Origin of the sequence: Campylobacter sp. CFSAN122748 (genome assembly GCF_045277125.1) — a bacterium.
Lineage (GTDB): Bacteria > Campylobacterota > Campylobacteria > Campylobacterales > Campylobacteraceae > Campylobacter_D > Campylobacter_D jejuni.
Genome location: NZ_CP116953.1, coordinates 379,635 through 404,182 on the forward strand (window position 1 = coordinate 379,635; position 24,548 = coordinate 404,182).

Here is a 24,548-nt window from a genome sequence, read left to right on the forward strand (position 1 = left end):
GATTAATTTTGTGTGATTTTTTCAAGTTCTATATTGTAGAATATTTCTTCGCAAAATTCTTTATAATGATTAAGTAGTTTAATTTTTGAAGTTTCTTGCATTAGAATTTTAAATTCTAATTTTTTTAATTTTCTAAGTTCATCCTTGAGCTCTTTATCTTTTGAAAACAATAAAAAATATTCTTTAAAGATGAGCTCATAAATTTCAAAAGTTCCATCGACAAGATAATTAATCGCTTTATCAAGATGCCGATTAGAGTCTTTAAAATTTAAAGGATTTAAAACCATGAAACAAAGATGAATCATGGCGAAGTGAAAATATTTAAGATGTTTTTCAGGTAAGGTGAACAAATCGCTTTTTTGAAAATTTTGAAGATTGTTAAAGTCAGAATTCAAGAAATGATAGCCAAAACAGTCATTGATATTTGAAATCAAATTTTTAATTTTTTGTTCTCCATCAAGTTTTTTTCTAAAGGCTACAAAATAAGCGAGAGCCTTGTAAAATATTTGAAAAAATTCAATATGTTTATTTTCTCTTAGACAAATAAGACTTAAATCTTTTGGAGAAGTGGAGTGCTCTTGCATATAATTATAAACTTTCAGGGAAATTTTATTTCTTACCTCAAGCAAGTAGCTCAAGTCTTTTTGTTTTAAAATTTGATAATAAAAAAATATAAAATCTTTAATTAAACCTTTATGATCTTTTTCAAATAATGAAATTTGAAAATCCACGCTAAGAAACTGATTGTAAAGATTAAAGTAATCGCATTCTAATTGTTGATAATTCAATATTTTATCCCACACTTAGCATAAAATTCTTTTAAAGCATGTTCTTTATCAGGCTGAGTTTTAATCCATTCTTCAAAGTGATTACACATATCCCATTCTTTTTGCTGAATTACTTCATAATTTTGCTCTATATCGTTTTCGCTTATATTTTTTCTGTGTATTTTGTTTAAAATTTTTTCACATACAGCCCTAGGATTTTCATTTTTATATATAGGCCTTCCCACAACGATATAATCACTCAAATTTTCTCTAGCCATTGCAAGATTAGCAACACGTTTTTGATCATCATTTGTTTCTCCAAAAGGACGAATTCCAGGAGTAAGGGTTAAGAAATTTGAACTTGTGTGCTCTTTAATTTTTTTGCTTTCAAAAACAGAGCATACCATACCATCAAGTCCATTTTCATAGGATATTTTTGAAAAATTAATTACAGCTTCTTCAATTTTTTGTCTATAAATACTAAAGAAATTTTCTTCATCAAAACTCGTAAGAGCAGAAACTGCTAAAACTAAAGGTCTTTTTGAAAATTTGCTAAGCCGTGTCATAACTTCTTGTATGGCTATTTTTCCAGCACTTGCGTGGATATTGATCATATCAACACCAAGTTTTGATACTTCTTCGCAAGCATCTGCCATAGTGTTGGGAATATCATGAAATTTAAGATCAAGAAATATTTTAAAATCATCAACTTTTTTAAGTTCTTCTATGAATTTAAAACCATCTCTTAAATATGCTCTTAAACCTACTTTTAACCATATGTCTAAATTTTTTAATTCTTTGGCAAGTTGTAAGCATTCTTCTTTTGTAGAAAGATCAAGTGCGACACAAAGCTTCATTTTTTAGCCTTTATTAAGGCATCTAAAACTCCATTTATAAATTTTGGAGAATTGTCATTAGCAAGTTCTTTAGCAAGTTCTATAGCCTCATTGATGACAATGGCGCTAGGAGTATCGGTAAAAAGTAACTCATAAGCTCCAAGTCTTAGTATAGCTCTTTCTACATGTCCTAAAGCTGTAATTTGATTATCATTTAGAAATGAATTTAAGGTTTCATCAATATTGTTTAAATTATCTAAAATTCCATTATATAAATTTAAAGTAAAATTTTTTTGTTCATTGCGTATTTTTTTTTCATCTAAAATTTCATCTACAAAAACGTTGTTTTGAGAATTTAACTCAAAAGCATAAAGTAAGGAGATGACGCTTTGGCGAACTTGATGACGCGTTGCCATTAAAGCTCCTTGCTTAAATTTAACATCTCGATTACAGTTGTCATAGCTTCAAAGCCTTTATTGCCTGCTTTGCTTCCAGCTCTTTCTATGGCTTGTTCTATTGTATCTGTAGTTAAAACACCAAAGCTTACAGGGATATTATGATTTAAACTCACATTGGCTATGCCTTTGGTGGTTTCTGCTGAAACATAGTCAAAATGCGGAGTTGAGCCACGAATTACTGCACCTACGCAACAAATTGCATCAAATTTTTTGCTTTCTATAGCTTTTTTTAACGCATACGGAAGTTCAAAAGCACCAGGAACAAGTATAAGGCTTAGATTTTCCTCTTTGCCTCCGTGTCTTAAAAAAGCATCTTTTGCTCCTTCTACAAGGCGATCTGTGATGATATGATTAAATCTTGCATTAATGATAGCAATTTTTGTATTTGAGTCTAAATTTAATTTTCCTTCAATAATATTCATTTGTTTTCCTTTATGATATTTTGTATTTCTAGTAATGTATTAACGCAATTTTTAAGGCGTGTAAGATTAAGCATATTGGGTCCATCGCATAAAGCCTCGCAAGGATTAATATGTGTTTCAAAGAAAAAGCCATCTATGCCTACGGCTGCTGCCGCTCTTGCTAAAGGTTCTACAAATTCGCTTTTCCCTCCGCTACTTCCACCTGCAGCCCCTGGCATTTGTACGCTATGGGTAGCATCAAAAATAACTGGAGCAAATTCACGCATGATAACTAAAGAACGCATATCTACTACTAAATTTCCATAGCCAAAGCTAGCTCCTCTTTCAGCTACAAAAACACCATTTTTTTGAGCAGCTTCATAGCCTTCATCTTCTATACCACGGGTTTGTAGAACTTTTTTAACGCTGTATTTGATATCGCTTGGGTTTAAAAATTGTCCTTTTTTGATATTAACTTTTGCCTTAGTTTTTGCTGCAGCTACAAGTAAATCGGTTTGACGACATAAAAAAGCAGGAATTTGCAAGACATCAGCTACTTCACTTACAGGGTTTGCTTGATTGCTTTCGTGTATATCGGTTAAGATTTTCATACCAAATTCATCTTTTACGCTTTGTAAAATTTTTAATCCTTCTTCAAGACCAGGACCTCGAAAAGAATTAATACTTGTGCGATTGGCCTTATCAAAACTTGATTTGAAATAAAATTCTATATTTGGATTTTCATTAAAATTTTTTAACTGTTCAGCAACTTTAAAAATCAAATCTTTGCTTTCTATCACGCAAGGACCAGCAATGAGTATCATTTTTTTCATTTTTTTCCTTTGTTCTTAACTAAAATTAATCCACCAAAAATAATGCCTATTATACCTAAAAAAACCATAGTACTTGGTAAATTATCTCCCAAAATTATCCCAACTATCATACTAAATACTACATCAAGATAACTAACTCCGGCAACCACTCCTGTTTGTTTAGCGATACCATAAGCTTTAGTGACATGAATTTGATAAATGGTGCCTAAAGTTCCCATAATGGCAATGATAAGCCAAGCTGCAAGACTTGGCATCACAAAAGGCGCTAGAATGAAATCTAAATGTAAAGAATCAAGATGCTGTGGTTCAAAAAATTCAGCACTGATCATAGAAATTAAAGGCATTAAGGTTCCTAAAAGGATAAAAGAAAAGGCAATTTGTTCTGTAGTGTAAGATTTTCTAAGTTCTCTTACACTTGTAAGAGCTAAAGCGGCTAAAAATCCACTCGTGATACCTATAACTGAATTTTTTAAATCAAAGCCTGAATGATTTAAATTATGAGCCCAAGGCTGAGCGATTAAAAGTACTCCACCAAATGCTATTAAAATTCCTATCCAGCCTTTGATACCAATATTTTCTTTAAAAACAACAAAAGCTATTAAAGTAATAAAAATAGGAGCAGTTTTTTGAAAAGCAAAAGCTCCACCTAGTGTAATATTTGAAACATTATAGAAAAACATATATAGTGAAAGCGTGCCTACTACTCCACGAAATACCAAGAGCCAAAAATGCCCCCCTTCTTTATGCGCCTTAGATCGTTTTAAAAGATAGACTATGAAAAAAATTCCTATGATATTTCTAAAAAACATAATTTCTATAGAACTCATTTCCTTGCTAAGAATTTTTGCACAAGCTCCCATAAGTGCAAAATCCAAACATGCTAAAATCATGAAATAAATTCCTAAATTATGCTTGATTACTTTTAGCATTTTTTTCCTTGACTAAAATCTGGGTTAATTCTAGTCTTTTTTTGCTTAATATTAAGCCAAATTTTATATAATTTTAAAAATATAATTTTCTAGGAAAAAAATGCAAAGCATTATACTTATAGGTAAGCCAAATGTGGGAAAATCAAGCCTTTTTAATAGAATGGCAAGACAAAGAATAGCTATTACAAGTGATATTTCAGGTACAACTAGAGATACAAATAAAACAGAAATTCATATTAATTCAAAAAAAGCCATGCTTATTGATAGTGGAGGGCTTGATGAAAGTGATGAACTTTTTAAAAATGTGAAAAAAAACACTTTAAAAGTAGCCAAAGAAAGCGATATCATACTTTATCTAGTTGATGGGAAATTAGCGCCTGATGATGAGGATAGACAATTTTTTTATTCTTTAAAAAAACTTGGAAAACCTATAGCCTTAGTGATTAATAAAGTAGATAATAAAAAAGATGAAGAAAGGGCTTGGGAGTTTGCAAATTTTGGCGTAAAGGAAATCTTTAATCTTTCAGTAACCCATAATGTAGGCTTAGATGAACTTTATGAATGGCTTGAAAAATTTTTACATGAAGAGTTTTTAATCCCCGATGAAGAAGAAAATTTAGAAGATTTTTTAGAGTATTATGAAGAAGGAAAAGAATTTCAATTTAAAGAAGTCGATCAAAATCATATCAGAGTGGGTATTGTAGGGCGTGTAAATGTTGGAAAATCAAGTCTTTTAAATGCTTTGGTTAAACAAGAACGCAGTGTTGTAAGTTCTATTGCAGGAACTACTATAGATCCTGTTAATGAAAGTGTAGTTCATAAAGATAAAGTGATAGAATTTGTTGATACTGCAGGTATTAGAAAAAGGGGTAAAATTCAAGGACTCGAACGCTTTGCCCTGAATCGCACGGAAAAAATTTTATCTCATTCTCAAATAGCACTTTTGGTTTTAGATGCGCATGAGGGCTTTAACGAGCTTGATGAACGCATTGCTGGGCTTGTGGCTAAGCATTATTTGGGTGTGATTATTGTTTTAAATAAATGGGATAAAAGTGAGATGGATTTTGATAAGACTGTAAAAGAATTGCGTCTTGATCGTTTTAAATTTCTAGCTTACGCACCCGTGATTAGCGTATCAGCTTTAAGTGGAAAAAGGGTGCATGTTTTACTCGATAAAATTTTGCAAATTTTTGAAAATTTCACTCAAAAAATCCAAACTTCTAAGCTTAATACCTTGATAGAAAATGCCACAAGAGCACATCCTTTGCCGCATGATTATGGGAAATTGGTTAAAATTTATTATGCAGTACAATATGACTTAGCACCGCCAAAAATTGCACTTATTATGAATCGTCCTAAGGCCTTGCATTTTAGCTATAAGCGTTATTTACAAAATCAAATCAGAAAAGAATTTAATTTTGAAGGTGTGCCTTTAGTGATTGCTTCGCGTAAAAAGGGCAGTAAAGAAAATGATGAAAGCTAAAAATATCGTTTTTATAGGATTTATGGGTTCTGGAAAAAGCACTTTAGCAAGAGCTTTAGCTAAGGATTTAGATCTTGTTTTTTTAGATAGTGATTTTTTAATAGAACAAAAATTTAATCAAAAAGTCAGTGAAATTTTTGAACAAAAAGGGGAAAATTTTTTTAGAGAACAAGAGCAAAAAATGGCTGATTTTTTTAGTTCTTGTGAGAAAGCTTGTATTGCTACAGGTGGGGGTTTTGTTAATGTTTCAAATTTAGAAAAAGCAGGTTTTTGTATTTATTTAAAAGCAGATTTTGAATATTTAAAAAAGCGTTTAGACAAAGATGAAATTTCTAAAAGACCTTTATTTTATGATGAAATTAAAGCAAAAAAATTATATAATGAGCGTTTAAGCAAGTATGAACAAAAGGCAAATTTTATTTTAAATATAGAAAATAAAAATATAGATGAGCTTTTAAGCGAGATTAAAAAGGTGATAAAATGAGAGTATTAACAGGCCTTCAGCCAAGTGGCGATTTGCATATAGGTAATTATTTTGGTGCGATTAAGCAAATGGTAGATGCACAAGAAAAAAGCCAAATGTTTATGTTTATTGCTAATTATCATGCCATGACTTCTTCTCAAGATGGAGAAAAACTTAAACAAAATTCCTTAAAAGCTGCTGCGGCTTTTTTAAGCCTTGGTATAGATCCTCAAAAAAGCGTTTTTTGGTTGCAAAGTGATGTTAAGGAAGTTATGGAGCTTTATTGGATTTTATCGCAATTTACTCCTATGGGTTTATTAGAGCGTGCACATAGTTACAAGGATAAAGTTGCTAAGGGACTTAGTGCTTCACATGGGCTTTTTTCTTATCCTGTTTTAATGGCGGCAGATATTTTACTTTTTGATACACGAATTGTCCCTGTAGGAAAAGATCAAATCCAGCATGTTGAAATCGCACGCGATATTGCTTTAAAAATTAATAATGAATGGGGTGAAATTTTTACCCTTCCAGAAGCGAGAGTTAATGAAGAAGTAGCTGTGGTTGTGGGTACTGATGGAGCAAAAATGAGTAAATCTTATCAAAATACTATAGATATTTTTAGCAGTGAAAAAACCTTAAAAAAACAAATTTCTTCCATAGTTACAGATAGTACCGCTTTAGAAGATCCAAAAGATCATGAAAACTGCAATATTTTTAAAATCGCAAAGCTTTTTTTAGATGAATCAGGGCAAAAAGAATTACAAATACGCTATGAAAAAGGTGGTGAGGGTTATGGACATTTTAAAATATATTTAAACGAGCTTGTAAATGCTTATTTTAAAGAAGCAAGAGAAAAATATAATGAGCTTTTAGAAAAGCCTTCGCATTTGAAAGAAATTTTGGATTTTGGTGCGACAAAAGCAAGAAAAATCGCCCAAGAAAAAATGCAAAAAATTTATGAAAAAATCGGACTTTAAGGAGTAGAAAATGCTAGATTTAAAAAATTTGCAAAATAATTTTGATGAAGTGGCTAAAAAGTTAAAAAATAAAAAAGTTGATGAAAATATCTTAAAAAAACTTGCTGAACTTTTTGCAAGTTTAAAAAAAGAAAAAATAGCCTTGGAAGAATTTCAAGCTTTTCAAAATAAATTCAGTAAAGAGCTTGCTACAGCCGAAGATAAAGAAAGTTTAAAAGCAAAATTAAGCGAAAATAAAAGCAAAATTAATGAGCAAAGCGCTAAAGTAAATGCTTTAGAAAATGAGCTTGAGGAAATCGCTCATGCCATCCCAAATATCCCTGATGAATGTGTGCCTGTGGGTGAAGATGAAAATGAAAATGTGGAGCTTAAAAAAGTTTTAAATCCACCTAGCTTTGATTTTACTCCAAAAGAACATTTTGAATTAGGCGAGAGTTTAAATTGGCTTGATTTTATGCGTGGGGTAAAAATTTCACAAAGTCGTTTTTGTGTGCTTAAAAATGAAGGAGCTTTATTAAGCCGTGCTTTGGTAAATTATATGATAGATTTTAATAGAAGTCGTGGATTTGAATTTGTTAATGTACCTTTTTTGGTAAATGGTGCTACTATGTTTGGGACGGGTCAGTTGCCAAAATTTAAAGAAGATATGTATAAGGTAGATGATGAGGATTTGTATTTGATCTCAACTTCTGAAATTCCAGTAACCAATCTTTACAGCGGAGAAATTTTAGCGAGTGAAACTTTACCGATAAAAATGACTTGTTATAGTGCTTGTTTTAGAAAAGAAGCAGGCAGTGCAGGGCGTGATACAAGGGGTATTATAAGACAACACCAGTTTGAAAAAGTAGAGCTTGTAAGTATCACTAAACCTGAGCAAAGTGATAGTGTGTTTAATGAAATGCTTGAGTGTGCAAGTGATTTGCTGAGTTCTTTAGGTTTAGCGCATAGACATTTGATGCTTTGCACTGGAGATTTGGGTTTTAGTGCAGCAAAAACTGTAGATCTTGAAGTGTGGCTTCCAGGACAAAATAAATATCGTGAGATCAGCTCGGTTTCAAATTGTCGTGATTTTCAAGCAAGACGCGCTAAAATTCGCTATAAAAACGAACAAGGAAAAAATGAACTCGTCCACACTCTTAATGGCTCATCTTTGGCAGTAGGAAGAACCTTGGTAGCGATTATGGAAAATTATCAAGATAAAGAAGGAAAAATTCATATTCCTGATGTTTTGAAAAAATATTTTTAAAGAGTATAGATGGCTGAACAAGAAGATATAATACTAGAAAAACCCGAAGATGGCTTAAATCAACCAAGACTTGATGAGAGTTTAGAGGGATTTAAAGGGCAAGAGGGGCAAGCTCCAGAAGATGAAGAATTTGCATCATTGCCAGAAGAATTACCTCAAGAAAATAGTGAAAGTGGTTTTAAATTTACAAGAGAAAGTGCGCCTGAAGATGTATCAACTTTTGAAGAAGTTGAAAGTCAAGAGCCTACGCCTTGGTATAAAGATCGTAAGTTTATGTCTCTTGTGGGTTTATCTTTGGGGATTATTTGTATTTTAGTTTTTACACTTTTTTATTTAACTTTTAGTGAAGGAAAAATTAAACCAGATATTATAGCTTCTAAGCCTTTAGAACAACCTGTTATTATGCCTGATGAATCATATAAATACAATGATATGCAAAGAATTGATGGTATGATCCAAAAAGCAAATGCTTTATATTTAAAGGGTGAGGTTGAACAGGCTTTAAAAGTTTATGAGCAAGTTGCCGTATATAACGAATCTTTATCTAATTATAATTTAGGCGTTTCTCAAATGAATGAGAATAAATTCCAAGAAGCTTTTGAAAGCTTCAAGAAAGCTATAGCCAATGGAGAAAATCAAAGTGTAGCTGCTATCAATGCTGCTGTTTGTGCTTTAAAGCTTAATGATAAGGAAAAATTTAGATATTATATTGATTTAGCTCAAGTGTATCTTCCAAAAGAAGGAAAATCAAAATTATATGATTATTATTTAAGCTTGATTAATTATTACAAAGGATATTACCCTGAGGCCTTGCAAATGTTACAAAGAACAGATGTGGAGCCGTATTCTGATGTTGCAAAGTATTTGTCTGCTAAAATTTATGCAAAAATGGACTTTGATTCCAAGGCTATACAGCAATTAAATTCTCAAGGTAATTTTGAATCTAGTTTATCTTTAGGTCTTTTATACGCTAGAATAGGAGAATATGCTAAAGCTAAAGTCGCTTTAAGTACAGCGATGAAAATTGAAAGAGATTTTAATCAGAGTTTAGCGGCTTTAACATTGGTTGATATTAAAACAGGAAATTATCAAGATATGTTAGCGCGCTTGCAAAATTCTTATGATAACGATAAAGATAGATATAAGATTTTAGATACTTATAAAATTCAAGTTCGTTTAAATAAGGATCTTTTTAATATAGCAGTTGCTCAAAATTCTTTTTCAAAAGATTTGCTAAAAAAACAAAAAGATCAATTCGATTTGCTTTTTTATTTTGCACCTTATCAGGTTTTTGATAGTAAGCAGGCTGCTTTATATATTAAAAAAGCTAATGTTACAGATTTCGTTGATGATAGTACTGATGCGGGAATTTATCTTAATATAAGCAAAGCTCTTTCATCTACCAATGTAAAAATTGCCAATATTATTAACTATGCATTAAATCAGAAGTTACGCCTTGCTAACCAAGAATTTCAAAAACTTATCAAGGATTATCCAGAACATAGTATTTTACATTATAATTTGGCTTTAACTTATGCCCAAATGCAAAATTATGAACTTGCTTATAAGCATTTTTCAAGTTCATATCATCTTAATCCTAAAAATTACTTAGCAGGTGCTTTTGCTATGTTTTGTGCAAAATTAATTGATATTGATACAACTAAACTTTACAATGAAATTCTTGATAATATAGCTGCTGATTCTAATTTTAAAGCTAATATGCAAAAAAGTATGTTATTTTTAGTTAATAATAATTATATTTCTATGCTTCCTTATTTAGATGAAATAAAAAAAGATACGCCTTTGAGTTTGATTTTTGAAGCTATTATTGCTAAAAATAATAACCTTAATAATCAAGTAGATGTGAAAATTGCTAAATTGCGTTCAGAGTTGCCTGAAGATATTTTGGCAAATATTTTGTATTTTAATTCTTTAAATTCAAATTTAAATATTAAAGAATATGCTCAAAATGCTCAAATTCATTTTAAAAATTTAAAACTTGATTATCGTAGTGTTTTTGGTGGGCCAAATATAGCTAGGGAATTTTATGTTAATTTAATGCATATTGCAGGGCTTTTAAATTTAGAAAGACAGAAATTTAAAGAGTTGATTAATGTTTCAGGAGCAAAAGATGAGGGTATTTTACAAACTTTAGCTTATTTGGATATTTTTACACAGCAATACGAGGAGGCTTATGCGCTTTATAATTCTTTGATTGATGATTATGGAGCTAAAGATACTAAAACTTTATTTTTAGCAGCCGTAGCAGCCGTAGGTGCAAATAATCCAAATTCAGCTATAGCGCTTTTGCAGCTTTCTAAACTTACAGATAAAAATAACAAAGAGAGTAAAGCAGCTCTTGGTATGTTGTATCAAGAAGTAAAGAACTATGAAGCTGCGATATCTCAGTATAAAACTTTACCTAATAATTTTAAGAGTGAATTTTTTACTTTTGATATTAATAACAACTAAAAATGCTTAGAAATTTCTAAGCATTTTTAGTTAAGCTTGAAGATCTAGAGTTTTTCCGCCTAGTTCATCGATGCGATCGCTAACTTTTTTAAGTGCCGCATCTATTGTATCTTGACTGATTTGAGGAAGTTCTCCACCCCACATTTTTTCTGCTTGCTCAAATCCTTTTTTCATACCTTCAAGACCTTTTTTTAATTTTTCAACATCATCGCCACCGCCTTTAATAACAAAATCCGCGATGCGATTGGCTGTATTTTCCACTCCAAAAAAACCATCTTCACTTACAAGTTGTTGAAGTTCATCTGTATTCATATCAAGTGGATTTTTGCCACTGTAGCCTAAGGATGCAAAATCAATATTTGTAAGTATAGATTTCGCAGTATCTAAATTGGCACCATTTAAAAGACTATCTAGTCCAGTTTGGGCATTGCTCGAACCTATTACAGCATTCATTGTTTGCTGTTGAAACTGAACTAGGTAAATTTGTGTAATGCCTTTTCCACCAAGTGCATTTAATTTTTCAAGGGTATTTTTATCTACATCCTTGCTAGAATTAGCACTTTGAACATTTTTGTCTTTTGTGTTTTCCTTAGCATCATCTGCCTTCTTATTGCTAACTTGTGTTTGTGCCATGCTAGCGATATTTGAAAAAGTATTCACTTGCATATTTGCTCCTTTGTGTGAGGCTTTAATTTATATCGACTTTTGACTTAAAAAATTTATAAGGACATTAAATTCCTTATTTTCAAAGGAATTTAATGTTTTATTGTAGATAATAAGTAATTTGCTCTTTATTGAGAATGCGGATAAGATTGCTAGTGCCTTCTACCCCTGTTGGAAAGCCTGCAGTTAGAAGATAGCATTTATCTTCATCCATAAAACCTTTTTCAACACTTGATCTTACAGAGTCTTTTAATAATTCTGTAAGTTCATTACTTTTGTTAACTAAAATCGCAGGATTAACTCCCCAAACTATGCTTAAAGAGTTTAAGGTTTTTTCAGAATGTCCTACTGCTATGATTTCTATATTTGGACGATATCTCGCAATCTTAATAGCAGATTTTCCGCTACTTGTTAAAGAAAAAATAGCATCAGCGTTAAGATCTGTTGCAAGATGAGCTGAAGAACGCATGATTTTATCTGTATTGTCTAAATCATTAAAATCATTAAATTTGTTATATGGATAGCGTTTTTCTGTTTCTATTATAGTTTGACACATTATATCAACAGCGTTTGCAGGATCTGTACCAACGGCACTTTCTTCACTTAGCATTACTGCATCTGTTCCATCTAGAACAGCATTTGCAACATCTGAAATTTCAGCTCTTGTGGCGGTTTTGCTTTTGGCTAATGAAAAAAGCATTTGAGTCGCAGTAATAACAGGCTTAGAGGCATTGTTTGCTTTTTGTATAATTTCTTTTTGGATATTAGGAACTTTATAATAAGGTACCTCAATACCTAAGTCTCCTCTTGCAACCATTATACCATCGCTAGATTTAATAATCTCATCAATATTTTCTACTGCATCAAATTTTTCAATTTTTGCAAAAATAGATATTTTTGCGTTATTTTGTGCTAAAATTTCACGAACTTCATCAATATCGTGCGCATTTTGTACGAAAGATATTGCTAAAAAATCTACTTCATTTTTTATACCCCAAAGTAAATCATTTTTATCTTTTTGTGTAATAACATCAATATTGATTTTAGTATTCGGAAAATTAATACCTTTATTTGAGTTTAAAAAACCATCATTTTCTATAATGGTTTCAATTTTTTGATCATCTATGTTTTCTACTTTAGCACGAATTGATCCATCATATAGATAAATATATTCATCAATTTTTAACATATCTAAAATAGATTTTTGATTGATACTGATTTTATAATGATTTTGAGCAATCTTCTCCCCTAAAATTGTTTCACGATAAAAATCAAGTCTATCACCCTTTTTTAATTCAAATGGTTCTTTAAGTTCACCTGTACGAATTTTAGGACCACTAATGTCTTGTAAAATTCCAATACGAGTATGCAATTCTTTAGCTACTCTTCTTATGGTATCTAAGTTTTTTTTATGATACTCATGTGTTCCATGAGAAAAGTTTAAACGGAAAACATTTACACCATTGATAATCATTTGGCGTAGAATTTCTTCCTTTTCACTTGCTGGACCTACTGTGGCTACAATTTTTGTTTTTTTAAGCATGGTAAACTCCTTTTGAAATTATTGTAGCTAAAAATAGAAACAAAATGATTACAATAATTCTGAAGAAAATTTATCTTCGTTAAATTCCATTCCTAGGTAATTACATATAAGCTTTGCATCTCTTTCAGCATTTCCTAAACAACTTGTTGCCCCAGGACTTGGAGTCATATTGAAAATAATACCAGGGGTTTCTGTGATGCTTGCTTCACCTAGCATTAATTCTCCTTTAGTTTTATCAATAACTTGTGGTCTTACGCCTCCAAAACCTTTCGCATAATAAATATCGCTTGCTTTAAGACTTGGGACTATTTTTTTGGCATCTTTAACAAATAAGCTTTTATCAATAAAAGGTAGTTCAAAAAGATAATTATAAAAGATGTAATTTCTAATTGTTGCATCTTTAAACATATTAAAAGTTACTTTTAAAACAGTTTTATCAAGTTTTAGTGCTTCAAAAAATTCTGGAACTGATTTTAGACCATGATAACGTTCTAGTTTTGGAATAACAAGTGCAGTAGGTCCAAAGCGAGTGTTCATATCAGCAAGCAAATCAGGATCTCCATGAAGGGCTGCAAATGGAAGTTTAGGATTTTGCACCATATAAACTTTGCCATTTAAAAGTTTTTGTTTGGTTAAATAAAAACTTCCTGCAACAGGCCAACAAGACTTATCCATACCTAAGTTCATTTTATGTGCTAAATATAAAGAGTGCGCCCCAGCATTGACAACTACGCTTTTGGCATGGTATTCTTGATGATTTGAGGTTTTTAATATAAAAATATCATCTTTTTTTTCTATGTGAATAATTTCTTGATTAAAGGCAACGAAAGTATTTTTATTTTGTTTTTGGGCTTGTTCTATTAGATTTATACTCATTTTCCCAAAATCTACAGTTGTAAAAACCTCGCCGCTTTCAACACCCATGGCACAGATATTTTCAGGTCTATCTTGATTGCAATCTTCTCCTAAAACAACCTTGGGTTCAATTTGTTTGATTTTTGCTTTATCGAAAAATTTTATATAAGGATAAAGTTCTTTAAATTCTTCATAGCGTTTTTTCATATAATCACATTCTATATCTCCAACAGCTAGAGCCATTTTTTGATGAGAAAACATGAAATTATTTTGCGCATTTTGCATGAGTCCATATTTAACTATCATATCAGCTGTTCTTTTTACTTTTCGCGCTTTTTCTAAAGTATAATTGGTTTCAATATCTCCACAATGAATGGTTTGAGAATTACTCGTTCCCTTAGAATTTAATGTTGCAGCTGTATTATATTTTTCTATCAAAGCAATATTTTTAATATTTGTATATCTTGCAAGCTCGTAAAATAATGCTGCTCCTGAAATTCCAGCTCCGATGACAAGCACATCAAATTCTTGTTGGCTCATTGTTTTTCCTTTTTTTATTTTAATAAACTTTTTTCTAAATAGAAGTTTAATTGAATTTGTTTTACAAAAAGTTAAATTTCATTAAGGTTTGATATCAATGAGAATTTTTGTAACATTTTTAATAAAGTAAATTGGGATTTTCTTTTATAATCTTTTTCATTCCTCGAAAGATTAAAAGTTTATCATAAATTGCGTGATCGAAATAATTTGCTAAAAATTGCCCATCTCCACCAGTGAAATAAAGCTTTTTATTTTGAGCGGCATCTTTTATCAGTAGGTAAATTCCTTTAAAAACACCATAACTTAAAGCATCCATGGTTTTTTGTGGGAATGCATCAAGACTAACTTGAGTGTTAAATTCACTTTTTAATCGTGGTGAAATATGGCTATAAATTTTTTTATAATTTGCAATACCTGGCAAGATAAAACCACCAAGATGTATAGAATTAGAAATAATATCAATTGTAATAGCACTACCTGCATCTACAACAACTCCATCTTCAATAGTATAACAAGCTGCTATGCGATCGATTCCTAATCCTTGATAAATTGTATCAAATAAAAAATAAGGTTCAAGATTGATAAAATTTTTTTGATTTTTTAAATGTTCTTTGAGATGTTCATTGACATTGATATAAAAAATTTTTTGTTCATTTTTAAATTCTAAAAACTGATCTATACTAAGAGTAAAATATTTGTTATCATCTAGGAAATTAGCATTTGAATTCCCAATATCACAGAGCAACATAGATATTAAATCCTTTCATTTCTAGATGATTTTTTGCTTTAGAGCAAAGAGAAGCCATACTAAAAAAATATTTGTTATTTATGTTAATTTGCTGTGCTAGATTTTCTAAAAATAAGGCATCTTTCATTAAAAATTTTGTTTTTCCTGTATACATAAAAAGAATGTTATTTTGATCTTTAGCACAAATATAACTTTTTTTTCTAGTCAACATACTTAAGTCATAGGGCTTTAAATTTAATTTTAAAGACTTTATTGTTTGTTCTAAAATTTTTATCATAGCAAATCTAAAATTTTATCTCCGTAGTAAAATTTACCATTCCCCATGAAAGAAATTTTATCAACAGCTTCTGAAAGTTTAAATACTTGTGTATTATCTAAATTTAGATTCATTTTGATAAGATAGCCTGTTTTTTCAAAAATATATAAATAATTATTGTATATATTGCTTTTTACAAAAATAGCAAATTCAAATTTTTTTTCTGCAATTTTTCTTAAGTTATAATCAGTTTTAATAATAGTGCCATCTTTTTCTAGTATAAAAATACCATCATCACTAAGTGCAACATCTTTTATGTCAGCGTCAAGATAAAGAGTTCTAGCAGGGCTTACAACAATGATTTTTTTAGCTGTTGCTGCTATAAGTTTATCTCCGATTACACTTAGATGGATTACATTGTTGAAAAAATTTTCTGCTGAAATAACCACATCTTTAATGACTTGAAGATTGTTTCTTGAAAGAATTAAAATTTTGCCATCTAGCGTTGGATATACGATGATATTGTCTAAAAATATAGGATTAGCGGTACGACTGTCTTGAGCTGGAGCTGAGGTTAGGGTTTGACTAAATTTAATACCCAAAGAACGATTTGCAAGAACTATAGTATTGTTTGCAAGTACAAGGGCTAAATCATCTCCATTAGAAGCTACTCCTACAACACTAGCGTCAAATTGAAAATTATAAATTTCATTATAAGAATTGTCAAAAATTTTTAAATTTCCATTATTATCTGCAGTAAAATATTCCCCATCTTGATAAGCTAGAAGCATATAATTTTTAGGAAGTTTAAACTTGTCTATGGAGATATTATTTTTTAAGATAGCTGTATTATTGCTAAGTTTTGCAGAAACTAGATTCCAATCAACGATTTTACTTTTTAAATTGCTATTATGACTTAAATCTCCATCGGTTTGTTTTGGTTCAAAATATTGTCTTTTGGTGCCACAAGCACATAGAAATATTAAACAAAATAGTGTTAAAAATATTTTTTTCATTGTGTAATGCCTTGATAATGTTTGAGGTTTTTAGCTATTTGATTTAAACTTGAATTTTCTTTTATCTGAGAAAGTAAAACATTAGCTTCTTCGATTTTATTTTGCTCTAAAAGTTTGTAAGCTTCTAATAATTTATCATAATTTTTTAAAAATATTGATTTATCTCCTAAAGATAATGCAATAATATTTTTAAGTAAAGTGTTTGTTTGAGCATTATTATAAATTTGTTTTAGTTCATTTTGAAAGGCTGTATTATTAAGATCATTAATATTTTCTTTTAGTAAAAAGATAGTGTAAAGATTAGTATTTTTATTTTTAAGTTGTTCTAAAAGATTTTTATTGCTAGGATCTTGTATTAGATTGGCATAAATTTCATTTGCTTCTTTTGTTTTATAATTGTTTATTTTTGAGATTATAAAATTTCCAGCAAACCAAGCAACTAAAATTATCACAACAGCAGATATATAAAATTTATACTTGCGTATAAATCTCTCTCCTTTGATAAAATTTTCTATAAATTGTTCTTCTGTGTTAAGTTCATTTTTAACAGCTTTTAAATTATCTTTTAGTCCCAAAATTTATCCTTGAAAAAATATTTTTATTTTTGTATAGAAAAATTATGATATTGTATCATATAAATTGCAAAATATCCTAAACAATTTAAAGCTTTTTATGATATAATTTTCAAAATTTTAACTTTTTTATTAAGGTTTAAGAAATGCAAATAGATGAGAAATTATTAAGTAAGCTTGAAAAATTAAGTGCTTTACAAATAACAAAAAACAGAAATGAAACCATTGCACAGTTAAGTGAAATTGTGAATTTTGTTGAAAAATTAAACGAACTTGATTTAGATTCTCAAGAGATTACTGTGAGTACTATAAAAGGTGGAGCTCCTTTGAGGATTGATGAGATAAGAAATAGCAATGTTATTGATGAGGTTTTAGATTGTGCTCCAAAAAAACAAGAACATTTTTTTGTTGTTCCTAAAATCATAGAATGATTAACTTAGCATTTAGTGCTTATTTGTAGAATAAATTTAAAACAAAAAAATCAGAGAGTGATTGAAATGAATTTTTATTGGTTTGATGCTTTTATTTTAGGATTTACCTTGCTTTTAGGGCTTAAGGGTATTATCAATGGTTTGATAAAAGAAATTTTTGGACTTTTGGGTATTATTGGTGGTGTTTTTATTGCTTCAAAATATGCAACTCAAGCAGCTGAATTTATACAAAGTACTTTTTATAAGATAGAAAATCAAAGCTTAGCTGGATTTGCTGGATTTTTGGCCATATTAATTATTTTTTGGATAGTTTGTTTATTGGTGGGTAATTTTCTTTCTAAGTTGATTAAATTAAGTGGCCTAGGTTTTTTAGATCGTATTGGTGGCTTTATATTTGGCGGAGCAAAAATCTTTTTAATTTTTGCAATTTTGGTTTTTTGTGTAGCAAGAATCGATTTTTTAAATGATAAATTAGATAATTTTGCTAAAAATAGCTATACTTTAAATTTGCTTAAAGAAACTGGATCTTTTATTATGAATCAACCTTTAACAGAAAATAGTCTAGATCATGCTAATGAAAAGTTGCAAGATATTGTAAGTGATTTAAACAATACTCAAAAAGGGGAGTGATATGCTGATAGAAAATGTGGAATATGATGTTTTACTTGAGAGGTTTAAAAAAATATTAAGACAAGGCGGACTTAAATATACTAAGCAAAGAGAAGTGCTTTTAAAAACTCTTTATCACAGTGATACTCATTACACACCCGAAAGTTTATATATGGAAATCAAACAAGCTGAACCTGATTTAAATGTAGGAATTGCAACTGTTTATCGTACTTTAAATTTGCTTGAAGAAGCAGAAATGGTAACTTCCATTTCTTTTGGTTCGGCAGGTAAAAAATACGAGCTTGCCAATAAACCTCACCATGATCATATGATATGTAAAAATTGCGGAAAAATTATAGAATTTGAAAATCCTATTATAGAAAGACAGCAAGCCTTGATTGCAAAAGAACATGGTTTTAAACTTACAGGGCATTTGATGCAGCTTTATGGTGTTTGTGGTGATTGTAATAATCAAAAAGCAAAGGTAAAAATATAAATGTTTGATAATATTTTAGAGCAGCAAAGAATAGAAAAAGCTAAGGAATTAAAAAATTTAGGGATCAATCCTTATCCTCATTTTTTAGAAAAAGAAATGTCTTTAAAGACTTTTAAGGATAAATTTTCTTATATTTTAGAGCAAGTTGAAAAAAGAGATGAAAGTGTCAATGCTGTTGTTGCAGGACGTTTGAAACTTTTGCGTATAGCTGGGAAATCGATTTTTGCAAACATTGAAGATGAGGATACAAATTTACAAATTTATTTTAGTAAAGATAGCGTAGGTGAAGAACTTTATGCGATTTTGAAAAAGAATTTAGAAGTAGGTGATATTGTTTTGGCTAAAGGTTTTCCTTTTGTAACTAAAACAGGTGAGTTTAGTTTGCATGCAAGCGAAGTAAAACTCGCTACAAAAGCTATTGTTCCTTTACCTGAAAAATATCATGGATTAACAGATATTGAGCAAAGATATCGTAAACGTTATGTTGATATGATAATGAATGTCGAAGTTAGAAAAGATTTTTTAGTGCGTTCTAAAGTGGTGAGTTTAATCCGTCATTTTTTTGAAAATAAAGGCTTTTTAGAAGTAGAAACTCCTATGATGCATCCGATTGCAGGTGGAGCAAACGCTAAGCCTTTTGTAACTTTTCATAATTCTTTGGGCGTAGAAAGATTTTTAAGAATTGCTCCAGAACTTTATCTTAAAAGACTTATAGTAGGTGGTTTTGAGGCGGTTTTTGAAATCAATCGTTGTTTTAGAAACGAAGGTATGGATTTAACTCATAATCCCGAATTTACAACTATAGAATTTTATTGGGCCTATCATAATTATAAAGATTTAATGGATTTAACCGAAGAACTTTTTGCTTTACTTTTAGATAAACTTAATTTGGGAAAAACAATAGAATTTGATGGAAAAATGATAAATTTTTCCAAACCTTTTGAAAGAATAACCTATAAAGACGCACTTTGTAAGTATGGTGGTTTAGATAGGGATTTAATCGAAGATAAGGAAAAAATTCTTACTAAATTAAAAGCAGATGGTTTTGAAGCGAATGAAAAGCTTGAACTTGGACATTTGCAAGCTGAACTTTTTGACAATTATGTGGAAGAAAAATTGATCAATCCTACTTTTGTGATTGATTTTCCTATTTCCATAAGTCCTTTATCAAGACGTAGCGATGAGGATTCTCAGATTGCTGAGAGATTTGAGTTGTTTATTTGTGGAAGAGAATTGGCAAATGGTTTTAATGAGCTTAATGATCCTCTTGATCAATATGAGAGATTTTTAAAACAAATTGAAGCTAAAAATGCAGGCGATGAAGAGGCTTGCGAAATGGATGAAGATTTTGTAAATGCTTTGGGTTATGGAATGCCTCCAACGGCAGGGCAGGGTATAGGCATAGATAGACTTGTTATGCTTTTGACAAATAAAAAATCTATTCGAGATGTGATATTGTTTCCTGCAATGCGTCCATTAAAATCAGAACTAAAGGAGAAAGAATGAGTTTAGAAATGTTTGATAAAGAAATTTTTGATTTAACAAACAAAGAGTTAGAGCGTCAATGCGAAGGTCTTGAAATGATAGCGAGTGAAAATTTCACTTTACCTGAAGTAATGGAAGTTATGGGAAGTATCTTGACGAACAAATACGCAGAAGGTTATCCAGGTAAAAGATATTATGGTGGTTGTGAATTTGTTGATGAGATTGAAACTCTAGCTATTGAAAGATGTAAAAAACTTTTTAATTGTAAATTTGCTAATGTTCAGCCTAATTCAGGTTCTCAAGCTAATCAAGGTGTTTATGCGGCTTTGATTAATCCAGGTGATAAAATTTTAGGAATGGATTTAAGTCATGGTGGACATTTAACTCATGGTGCAAAAGTAAGTTCTTCGGGTAAAATGTACGAAAGTTGTTTTTACGGCGTAGAACTTGATGGAAGAATTGATTATGAAAAAGTAAGAGAAATTGCTAAAAAAGAAAAGCCAAAATTAATAGTTTGTGGAGCTAGTGCTTATGCAAGAGTGATTGATTTTGCTAAATTTAGAGAAATCGCTGATGAAGTAGGCGCCTATCTTTTTGCTGATATAGCACATATTGCAGGTCTTGTTGTAGCAGGCGAACATCCAAGTCCTTTTCCACACGCTCATGTAGTAAGTTCAACTACGCATAAAACTTTGCGTGGCCCAAGAGGTGGTATTATTATGACAAATGATGAAGAGCTTGCTAAAAAAATTAATTCTGCCATTTTTCCAGGTATTCAAGGTGGTCCTTTGATGCATGTAATTGCTGCAAAAGCAGTAGGATTTAAATTTAATCTTAGCGATGAGTGGAAAGTTTATGCAAAACAAGTAAGAACCAATGCTCAAGTTTTAGCTAATGTTTTAATGGATAGAAAATTTAAACTTGTTAGCGATGGAACGGATAATCACCTTGTTTTAATGAGTTTTTTAGATCGTGAGTTTAGCGGAAAAGATGCAGATTTAGCTCTTGGAAATGCAGGTATTACTGCAAATAAAAATACCGTTCCAGGAGAGATTAGAAGTCCTTTTATCACAAGTGGATTAAGACTTGGAACTCCAGCCCTTACTGCCAGAGGTTTTAAAGAAAAAGAAATGGAAATTGTGTCAAATTATATTGCAGATATTTTAGATGATGTTAATAATGAAAAATTACAAAAGAATATTAAACAAGAATTAAAAAAACTTGCAAGTAATTTTATTATTTATGAAAGGGCTATGTTTTGATTTCACCAATGGATATGTCGCTAATTAAAATAATTGGCGATCATTATTATATAAGACGCGATAAAATTGTAAATAAAATTACACATAGAGGTCGCTTATTTTTTGATAAATTTGAAAGAGTTGATGCTCCTTTAAATTTAAATGTCATGAGAGAACACGCTGCTAAAAAAATTGTTGTCGCTCATGATTTAATAACAAAAGATAATAAAGTAGAAAATATTGTCTTTGATTATAATGGTTTTAATGCTGAAAGATTTTATCACCGTGCACAACTTATTTTAAGAGAAGAAGGTTTTATAAATTTCACAGCCTATAAGACTAAAACTCCAGGACATTTACATCTTTATATTCACAAAGGACACACGGCGTTAAACGAAGGTTATTCTTTAGCGTCTAAACTTTCAATGATGTTTGCAAGTAAAATGCCAGTAGAATGGAAGGTGTTTCCTAGTATGGATGTACCTAGGGAATTTAATATTTTAATATTGCCTTATGAGGTTTATCAAAAAGAACGAGGAAGTTCTTGGTCTAAGCATATGTAAGAAAGGACAAATTATGGAAAATCAAAAAAATGAATTTGATGATATTATTTTAGAAAAAAGTAATAAAAGTGAAAAAGTAAAAAAAATTCTTTTACGAGTTATTGCTTTAGTTATTTTGTTTTTAGCTATCATGATAGTTATGAAGCTTATTAATGGTAGTGGTGATGAAAATACGCAAAATCAAAGTGTATTGCCAAGTGAACCTATAGCAACTCAAGACAATAACAATGATACTTCTTTTGAAAGTATGCCAATTACAGATAATACTTCAGCAGAAGATCAATTTGAGGCATTAAGAAAACAATTTCAAGATGAACAAAATACAACTCAAAATACAACAGCCTCTAGTTCAAATAACAATGATAGTACAAATTTTGCTATGCCTGATCAAGAAGTTCCAGCAGAACCAACAGCAGCTACTTCGGAAAATACCGCTCCGCAAGCAAGTGCTCCCAAACAAGAAGTAAAACAAACTGTAAAACCTAAAGAAGAAGCAAAAAAACAAATAGCTGTAAAAAAAGAAAAAGAAAGTGCAAAACAAACCCCTAAAAAAGAACAAAATGCAAATGATTTATTTAAAAATGTTGATGCTAAACCTGTACATCCAAGTGGTTTAGCATCGGGTATTTATGTGCAAATTTTCTCAGTAAGTAATTTGGATCAAAAATCAAAAGAACTTGCTTCTGTAAAGCAAAAAGGTTATGATTATAAACTTTATAAAACTACAGTTGGAGGTAAAGAAATTACCAAGGTTTTAATAGGACCATTTGAAAAGGCAGATATTGCAGCAGAACTTGCTAAAATCCGTAAGGATATTGCAAAAGATGCTTTTTCTTTTACTTTAAAATGAAATTTTTAGCAGTTATAGGCGATCCTATTTCTCACTCTAAATCGCCTAGAATGCATAATAATGCTATTAAAGCCTTAGGGCTTGATAGCATTTATACACGCTATCATTTAAGAAATGCTAACTGTTTAAGAGAAGATTTTTTTAAATTAGGACTTAGTGGAGCTAATATTACTTTGCCTTTTAAGGAAAAAGCTTTAGATATTGCTGATGTGAAGGATGATTTTGCTAGAAATATTGGCTCTGCAAATACTTTATGCTTAAAAGAAGATAAAATTTACGCTTATAATACTGATGCTTTAGGTTTTTTAGAAGCTATTAAGGATTTTGATAATATAAAAAAAGCTTTGATTTTGGGTGCTGGAGGTACAGCTTTGGCGCTTGCTTATGCATTAAAACAAAAAGGCGTAGAAGTGTATATAGCTAATCGTAGTAAAGAAAGATTTAAAGATTTTTTAGCTTATCCAACTTATCTTTATAAAAACTTGCAAGATTTTGACTTTGATTTGGTTATAAATTCAACTTCTGCTGGATTAAAAGATGAAAATTTACCTTGTGATAGAGAGCTTTTAGATAGAATTTTACCTAAAGCTAAATTTGCTTTTGAGGTAATTTATGGCAGAGAAACACCTTTTTATAGATTATGTAAAGAGTATCATTTAAAAATTAAAGATGGACTTGATATGCTTTTATGGCAAGGAGTTTTTGCTTTTGAACTTTTTTTTGAAATACAAGATAAAAGAGAGATGATAAAAAATGCAATGCAACAGGCATTGATTTTAAAGTAGAATGATAGTTATTTTTCTTGTATAAGAAAATCTTATTTTTTGTGTGAGAAAGTTTAATTTTCCCACAAGTTTTATCATTCAAATATTTCTACCCCATCTTGATTTTTACTTTGATTATTTTGATTTGTTGAAGATGGATTTGTAGGAATATTTTGTGTAGGCGTGTTTTCAATTGTATTATTTTGATTAGAATTTGTTTGAGGTAAGCTTTCTTCAAAGGTAGCATCGCCATCAAAACTATTAAAACCACTGTTTGTATTAGGTATAGTTTTGCCTATGTCTGTTGCTTTTGGTAGATTGTTATAAAGTGTATTTAATGTATTTTTATAAAAAGCTAAAAAACTTTTATCAATTTCAAAAGCAGGTTGCTCTAAACCTTTATTGAGTTGAGTTGGTACGGTAGAGATAGTAGTTTTAAACATATTAACCCCATCATCATTTTTAATAGGATAGTTAAGCGCAACTAAAGAATCTAGTTTAGTGCTACTTGAAAGATTGGTTGAATTTTGTGGATTGTGTGCATCTATAAAATCTATTTTACCTTTAAAATTTATACCTAAATTGGATTTTACATAATCTCCACTCATAAAATTGCTTGTTTTTTGTGCATTTTTTTCTTCCGTATAAATACTGATTGAACTTTTAAGAGTGTAGTCTGGATTAGTAGTAACTATTTTATAGCCTTTTAGTTGAGCGATGGTTTTGATCTGCTCTTCTAAATTTTGTTTTAAAAGATCAATTTCTTTTTCTATGCGAATTTTAAGCACTGAATTTTCAAAATAATCAGAATAATTGTTATTTTGTTCTATATTAATAGGCTCAAGAGCAATGCTTACTCCAGAATCAATAGGTTCAACCTTTGTTGGAACTTGGGGTTTAAAATTTGGCATAGAAACATTGACAAAATTACTGCTTGTACCCCCACAAGCTGCTAAAATTAACATACTACTAGCAAGTAAAATATATTTTTTCATTTTTTACCTTTATTTAATGTGTTTGTGTTAATTATAGCAAGTTAAAGTTTTTTTGT

At 30.2% G+C, this 24,548-nt stretch carries 27 protein-coding genes; 13 read left to right on the forward strand and 14 right to left on the reverse strand.

Annotated elements, in window-relative coordinates:
* Positions 1–2: 2 nt before the first annotated feature.
* The 6 genes from OT390_RS02035 to OT390_RS02060 are packed head-to-tail and all read right to left on the reverse strand — an operon-like array spanning position 3 to position 4,224.
* Entirely contained in the window at positions 3–788 is a 786-nt protein-coding gene (locus tag OT390_RS02035; RefSeq protein ID WP_002824766.1) for a hypothetical protein, read from the reverse strand.
* The gene (gene pyrF, locus OT390_RS02040; RefSeq protein ID WP_002869748.1) at positions 785–1,624 is read right to left on the reverse strand and encodes an orotidine-5'-phosphate decarboxylase; all 840 of its coding nucleotides are present in this window, start codon (positions 1,622–1,624) and stop codon (positions 785–787) included. Before pyrF ends, OT390_RS02035 begins: the two co-directional genes overlap by 4 nt.
* Positions 1,621–2,019 carry a transcription antitermination factor NusB gene (gene nusB / locus OT390_RS02045; protein WP_002824771.1) on the reverse strand — a complete coding sequence of 133 codons (399 nt, stop codon included), beginning with the start codon at positions 2,017–2,019 and terminating at the stop codon, positions 1,621–1,623. Before nusB ends, pyrF begins: the two co-directional genes overlap by 4 nt.
* Positions 2,019–2,483, reverse strand: a complete 465-nt coding sequence (ribE, locus tag OT390_RS02050; protein ID WP_002854278.1) for a 6,7-dimethyl-8-ribityllumazine synthase — start codon at positions 2,481–2,483, stop codon at positions 2,019–2,021. Before ribE ends, nusB begins: the two co-directional genes overlap by 1 nt.
* Positions 2,480–3,295, reverse strand: coding sequence for a 3-deoxy-8-phosphooctulonate synthase (kdsA, locus tag OT390_RS02055; protein WP_002854449.1), 816 nt, complete (start codon positions 3,293–3,295; stop codon positions 2,480–2,482). Before kdsA ends, ribE begins: the two co-directional genes overlap by 4 nt.
* Complete coding sequence (locus OT390_RS02060) at positions 3,292–4,224, reverse strand: DMT family transporter (RefSeq protein ID WP_394535962.1); 933 nt, start codon at positions 4,222–4,224, stop codon at positions 3,292–3,294. Before OT390_RS02060 ends, kdsA begins: the two co-directional genes overlap by 4 nt.
* Before the next feature lie 100 nt (positions 4,225–4,324).
* Between OT390_RS02060 and der the strand changes: the two genes are divergently transcribed.
* The 5 genes from der to pflB are packed head-to-tail and all read left to right on the forward strand — an operon-like array spanning position 4,325 to position 10,865.
* Entirely contained in the window at positions 4,325–5,707 is a 1,383-nt protein-coding gene (gene der, locus OT390_RS02065) for a ribosome biogenesis GTPase Der (protein WP_002888375.1), read from the forward strand.
* Entirely contained in the window at positions 5,694–6,191 is a 498-nt protein-coding gene (locus OT390_RS02070) for a shikimate kinase (RefSeq protein ID WP_002860280.1), read from the forward strand. The genes der and OT390_RS02070 overlap by 14 nt, the downstream gene beginning before the upstream one ends.
* Entirely contained in the window at positions 6,188–7,147 is a 960-nt protein-coding gene (gene trpS, locus OT390_RS02075) for a tryptophan--tRNA ligase (RefSeq protein ID WP_002860279.1), read from the forward strand. The genes OT390_RS02070 and trpS overlap by 4 nt, the downstream gene beginning before the upstream one ends.
* Positions 7,148–7,157: 10 nt before the next feature.
* Positions 7,158–8,393 (forward strand): serine--tRNA ligase, encoded by a 1,236-nt coding sequence (gene serS / locus OT390_RS02080; RefSeq protein ID WP_002858681.1) that lies wholly within the window; start codon positions 7,158–7,160, stop codon positions 8,391–8,393.
* Between the two features lie 9 nt (positions 8,394–8,402).
* Positions 8,403–10,865 carry a motility protein PflB gene (gene pflB / locus OT390_RS02085; protein WP_032586598.1) on the forward strand — a complete coding sequence of 821 codons (2,463 nt, stop codon included), beginning with the start codon at positions 8,403–8,405 and terminating at the stop codon, positions 10,863–10,865.
* Positions 10,866–10,895: 30 nt separating this feature from the next.
* On the opposite strand, the gene OT390_RS02090 is transcribed toward pflB, so the two are convergent.
* The 7 genes from OT390_RS02090 to OT390_RS02120 form a co-directional block, all read right to left on the reverse strand.
* Positions 10,896–11,531 carry a hypothetical protein gene (locus OT390_RS02090; RefSeq protein WP_002860276.1) on the reverse strand — a complete coding sequence of 212 codons (636 nt, stop codon included), beginning with the start codon at positions 11,529–11,531 and terminating at the stop codon, positions 10,896–10,898.
* A 97-nt stretch (positions 11,532–11,628) separates the two neighbouring features.
* Positions 11,629–13,071, reverse strand: a complete 1,443-nt coding sequence (pyk, locus tag OT390_RS02095) for a pyruvate kinase (protein WP_002860275.1) — start codon at positions 13,069–13,071, stop codon at positions 11,629–11,631.
* A gap of 48 nt (positions 13,072–13,119) precedes the next feature.
* Positions 13,120–14,466 carry an FAD-dependent oxidoreductase gene (locus tag OT390_RS02100; RefSeq protein ID WP_002869934.1) on the reverse strand — a complete coding sequence of 449 codons (1,347 nt, stop codon included), beginning with the start codon at positions 14,464–14,466 and terminating at the stop codon, positions 13,120–13,122.
* A gap of 118 nt (positions 14,467–14,584) precedes the next feature.
* Positions 14,585–15,214 (reverse strand): type III pantothenate kinase, encoded by a 630-nt coding sequence (locus tag OT390_RS02105; protein ID WP_002854234.1) that lies wholly within the window; start codon positions 15,212–15,214, stop codon positions 14,585–14,587.
* Positions 15,201–15,491 (reverse strand): hypothetical protein, encoded by a 291-nt coding sequence (locus tag OT390_RS02110; RefSeq protein ID WP_002859475.1) that lies wholly within the window; start codon positions 15,489–15,491, stop codon positions 15,201–15,203. Before OT390_RS02110 ends, OT390_RS02105 begins: the two co-directional genes overlap by 14 nt.
* Positions 15,488–16,486, reverse strand: a complete 999-nt coding sequence (locus OT390_RS02115; RefSeq protein ID WP_002869933.1) for a hypothetical protein — start codon at positions 16,484–16,486, stop codon at positions 15,488–15,490. The genes OT390_RS02110 and OT390_RS02115 overlap by 4 nt, the downstream gene beginning before the upstream one ends.
* On the reverse strand, positions 16,483–17,061 hold the full coding sequence (locus tag OT390_RS02120; RefSeq protein ID WP_002868696.1) for a hypothetical protein: 579 nt from the start codon (positions 17,059–17,061) through the stop codon (positions 16,483–16,485). The genes OT390_RS02115 and OT390_RS02120 overlap by 4 nt, the downstream gene beginning before the upstream one ends.
* 143 nt (positions 17,062–17,204) lie before the next feature.
* On the opposite strand from OT390_RS02120, the gene gatC reads away from it, so the two are divergent.
* The 8 genes from gatC (at position 17,205) to OT390_RS02160 (ending at position 23,518) form a co-directional block, all read left to right on the forward strand.
* Positions 17,205–17,489 (forward strand): Asp-tRNA(Asn)/Glu-tRNA(Gln) amidotransferase subunit GatC, encoded by a 285-nt coding sequence (gene gatC, locus OT390_RS02125; RefSeq protein ID WP_002858734.1) that lies wholly within the window; start codon positions 17,205–17,207, stop codon positions 17,487–17,489.
* A 66-nt stretch (positions 17,490–17,555) separates the two neighbouring features.
* Positions 17,556–18,119, forward strand: coding sequence for a CvpA family protein (locus OT390_RS02130; protein ID WP_002872089.1), 564 nt, complete (start codon positions 17,556–17,558; stop codon positions 18,117–18,119).
* 1 nt (position 18,120) lies between these two features.
* Positions 18,121–18,594 carry a Fur family transcriptional regulator gene (locus tag OT390_RS02135; RefSeq protein WP_002854230.1) on the forward strand — a complete coding sequence of 158 codons (474 nt, stop codon included), beginning with the start codon at positions 18,121–18,123 and terminating at the stop codon, positions 18,592–18,594.
* Positions 18,595–20,100 carry a lysine--tRNA ligase gene (gene lysS / locus OT390_RS02140; RefSeq protein WP_032586602.1) on the forward strand — a complete coding sequence of 502 codons (1,506 nt, stop codon included), beginning with the start codon at positions 18,595–18,597 and terminating at the stop codon, positions 20,098–20,100.
* Positions 20,097–21,341, forward strand: a complete 1,245-nt coding sequence (locus OT390_RS02145; RefSeq protein ID WP_002859480.1) for a serine hydroxymethyltransferase — start codon at positions 20,097–20,099, stop codon at positions 21,339–21,341. Before lysS ends, OT390_RS02145 begins: the two co-directional genes overlap by 4 nt.
* Positions 21,338–21,883, forward strand: a complete 546-nt coding sequence (locus OT390_RS02150; RefSeq protein ID WP_002859481.1) for a DUF1882 domain-containing protein — start codon at positions 21,338–21,340, stop codon at positions 21,881–21,883. The genes OT390_RS02145 and OT390_RS02150 overlap by 4 nt, the downstream gene beginning before the upstream one ends.
* A gap of 13 nt (positions 21,884–21,896) precedes the next feature.
* Positions 21,897–22,733, forward strand: coding sequence for an SPOR domain-containing protein (locus OT390_RS02155; protein ID WP_002867787.1), 837 nt, complete (start codon positions 21,897–21,899; stop codon positions 22,731–22,733).
* Entirely contained in the window at positions 22,730–23,518 is a 789-nt protein-coding gene (locus OT390_RS02160) for a shikimate dehydrogenase (RefSeq protein ID WP_002858718.1), read from the forward strand. Before OT390_RS02155 ends, OT390_RS02160 begins: the two co-directional genes overlap by 4 nt.
* Positions 23,519–23,592: 74 nt before the next feature.
* Here OT390_RS02160 and OT390_RS02165 read toward each other — a convergent pair whose 3' ends face one another.
* The gene (locus OT390_RS02165; RefSeq protein ID WP_002859484.1) at positions 23,593–24,492 is read right to left on the reverse strand and encodes a membrane lipoprotein lipid attachment site-containing protein; all 900 of its coding nucleotides are present in this window, start codon (positions 24,490–24,492) and stop codon (positions 23,593–23,595) included.
* Between the last annotated feature and the right edge of the window lie 56 nt (positions 24,493–24,548).

Excerpts from the sequence above, each read along its gene's own strand:
- pyrF (WP_002869748.1), bottom strand. The coding sequence starts at position 1,624 with ATGAAGCTTTGTGTCGCACTTGATCTTTCTACAAAAGAAGAATGCTTA.
- nusB (WP_002824771.1), bottom strand. The coding sequence starts at position 2,019 with ATGGCAACGCGTCATCAAGTTCGCCAAAGCGTCATCTCCTTACTTTAT.
- ribE (WP_002854278.1), bottom strand. The coding sequence starts at position 2,483 with ATGAATATTATTGAAGGAAAATTAAATTTAGACTCAAATACAAAAATT.
- kdsA (WP_002854449.1), bottom strand. The coding sequence starts at position 3,295 with ATGAAAAAAATGATACTCATTGCTGGTCCTTGCGTGATAGAAAGCAAA.
- OT390_RS02060 (WP_394535962.1), bottom strand. The coding sequence starts at position 4,224 with ATGCTAAAAGTAATCAAGCATAATTTAGGAATTTATTTCATGATTTTA.
- der (WP_002888375.1), top strand. The coding sequence starts at position 4,325 with ATGCAAAGCATTATACTTATAGGTAAGCCAAATGTGGGAAAATCAAGC.
- OT390_RS02070 (WP_002860280.1), top strand. The coding sequence starts at position 5,694 with ATGATGAAAGCTAAAAATATCGTTTTTATAGGATTTATGGGTTCTGGA.
- trpS (WP_002860279.1), top strand. The coding sequence starts at position 6,188 with ATGAGAGTATTAACAGGCCTTCAGCCAAGTGGCGATTTGCATATAGGT.
- serS (WP_002858681.1), top strand. The coding sequence starts at position 7,158 with ATGCTAGATTTAAAAAATTTGCAAAATAATTTTGATGAAGTGGCTAAA.
- pflB (WP_032586598.1), top strand. The coding sequence starts at position 8,403 with ATGGCTGAACAAGAAGATATAATACTAGAAAAACCCGAAGATGGCTTA.
- OT390_RS02090 (WP_002860276.1), bottom strand. The coding sequence starts at position 11,531 with ATGCAAGTGAATACTTTTTCAAATATCGCTAGCATGGCACAAACACAA.
- pyk (WP_002860275.1), bottom strand. The coding sequence starts at position 13,071 with ATGCTTAAAAAAACAAAAATTGTAGCCACAGTAGGTCCAGCAAGTGAA.
- OT390_RS02100 (WP_002869934.1), bottom strand. The coding sequence starts at position 14,466 with ATGAGCCAACAAGAATTTGATGTGCTTGTCATCGGAGCTGGAATTTCA.
- OT390_RS02105 (WP_002854234.1), bottom strand. The coding sequence starts at position 15,214 with ATGTTGCTCTGTGATATTGGGAATTCAAATGCTAATTTCCTAGATGAT.
- OT390_RS02110 (WP_002859475.1), bottom strand. The coding sequence starts at position 15,491 with ATGATAAAAATTTTAGAACAAACAATAAAGTCTTTAAAATTAAATTTA.
- OT390_RS02115 (WP_002869933.1), bottom strand. The coding sequence starts at position 16,486 with ATGAAAAAAATATTTTTAACACTATTTTGTTTAATATTTCTATGTGCT.
- gatC (WP_002858734.1), top strand. The coding sequence starts at position 17,205 with ATGCAAATAGATGAGAAATTATTAAGTAAGCTTGAAAAATTAAGTGCT.
- OT390_RS02130 (WP_002872089.1), top strand. The coding sequence starts at position 17,556 with ATGAATTTTTATTGGTTTGATGCTTTTATTTTAGGATTTACCTTGCTT.
- OT390_RS02135 (WP_002854230.1), top strand. The coding sequence starts at position 18,121 with ATGCTGATAGAAAATGTGGAATATGATGTTTTACTTGAGAGGTTTAAA.
- lysS (WP_032586602.1), top strand. The coding sequence starts at position 18,595 with ATGTTTGATAATATTTTAGAGCAGCAAAGAATAGAAAAAGCTAAGGAA.
- OT390_RS02145 (WP_002859480.1), top strand. The coding sequence starts at position 20,097 with ATGAGTTTAGAAATGTTTGATAAAGAAATTTTTGATTTAACAAACAAA.
- OT390_RS02155 (WP_002867787.1), top strand. The coding sequence starts at position 21,897 with ATGGAAAATCAAAAAAATGAATTTGATGATATTATTTTAGAAAAAAGT.
- OT390_RS02160 (WP_002858718.1), top strand. The coding sequence starts at position 22,730 with ATGAAATTTTTAGCAGTTATAGGCGATCCTATTTCTCACTCTAAATCG.
- OT390_RS02165 (WP_002859484.1), bottom strand. The coding sequence starts at position 24,492 with ATGAAAAAATATATTTTACTTGCTAGTAGTATGTTAATTTTAGCAGCT.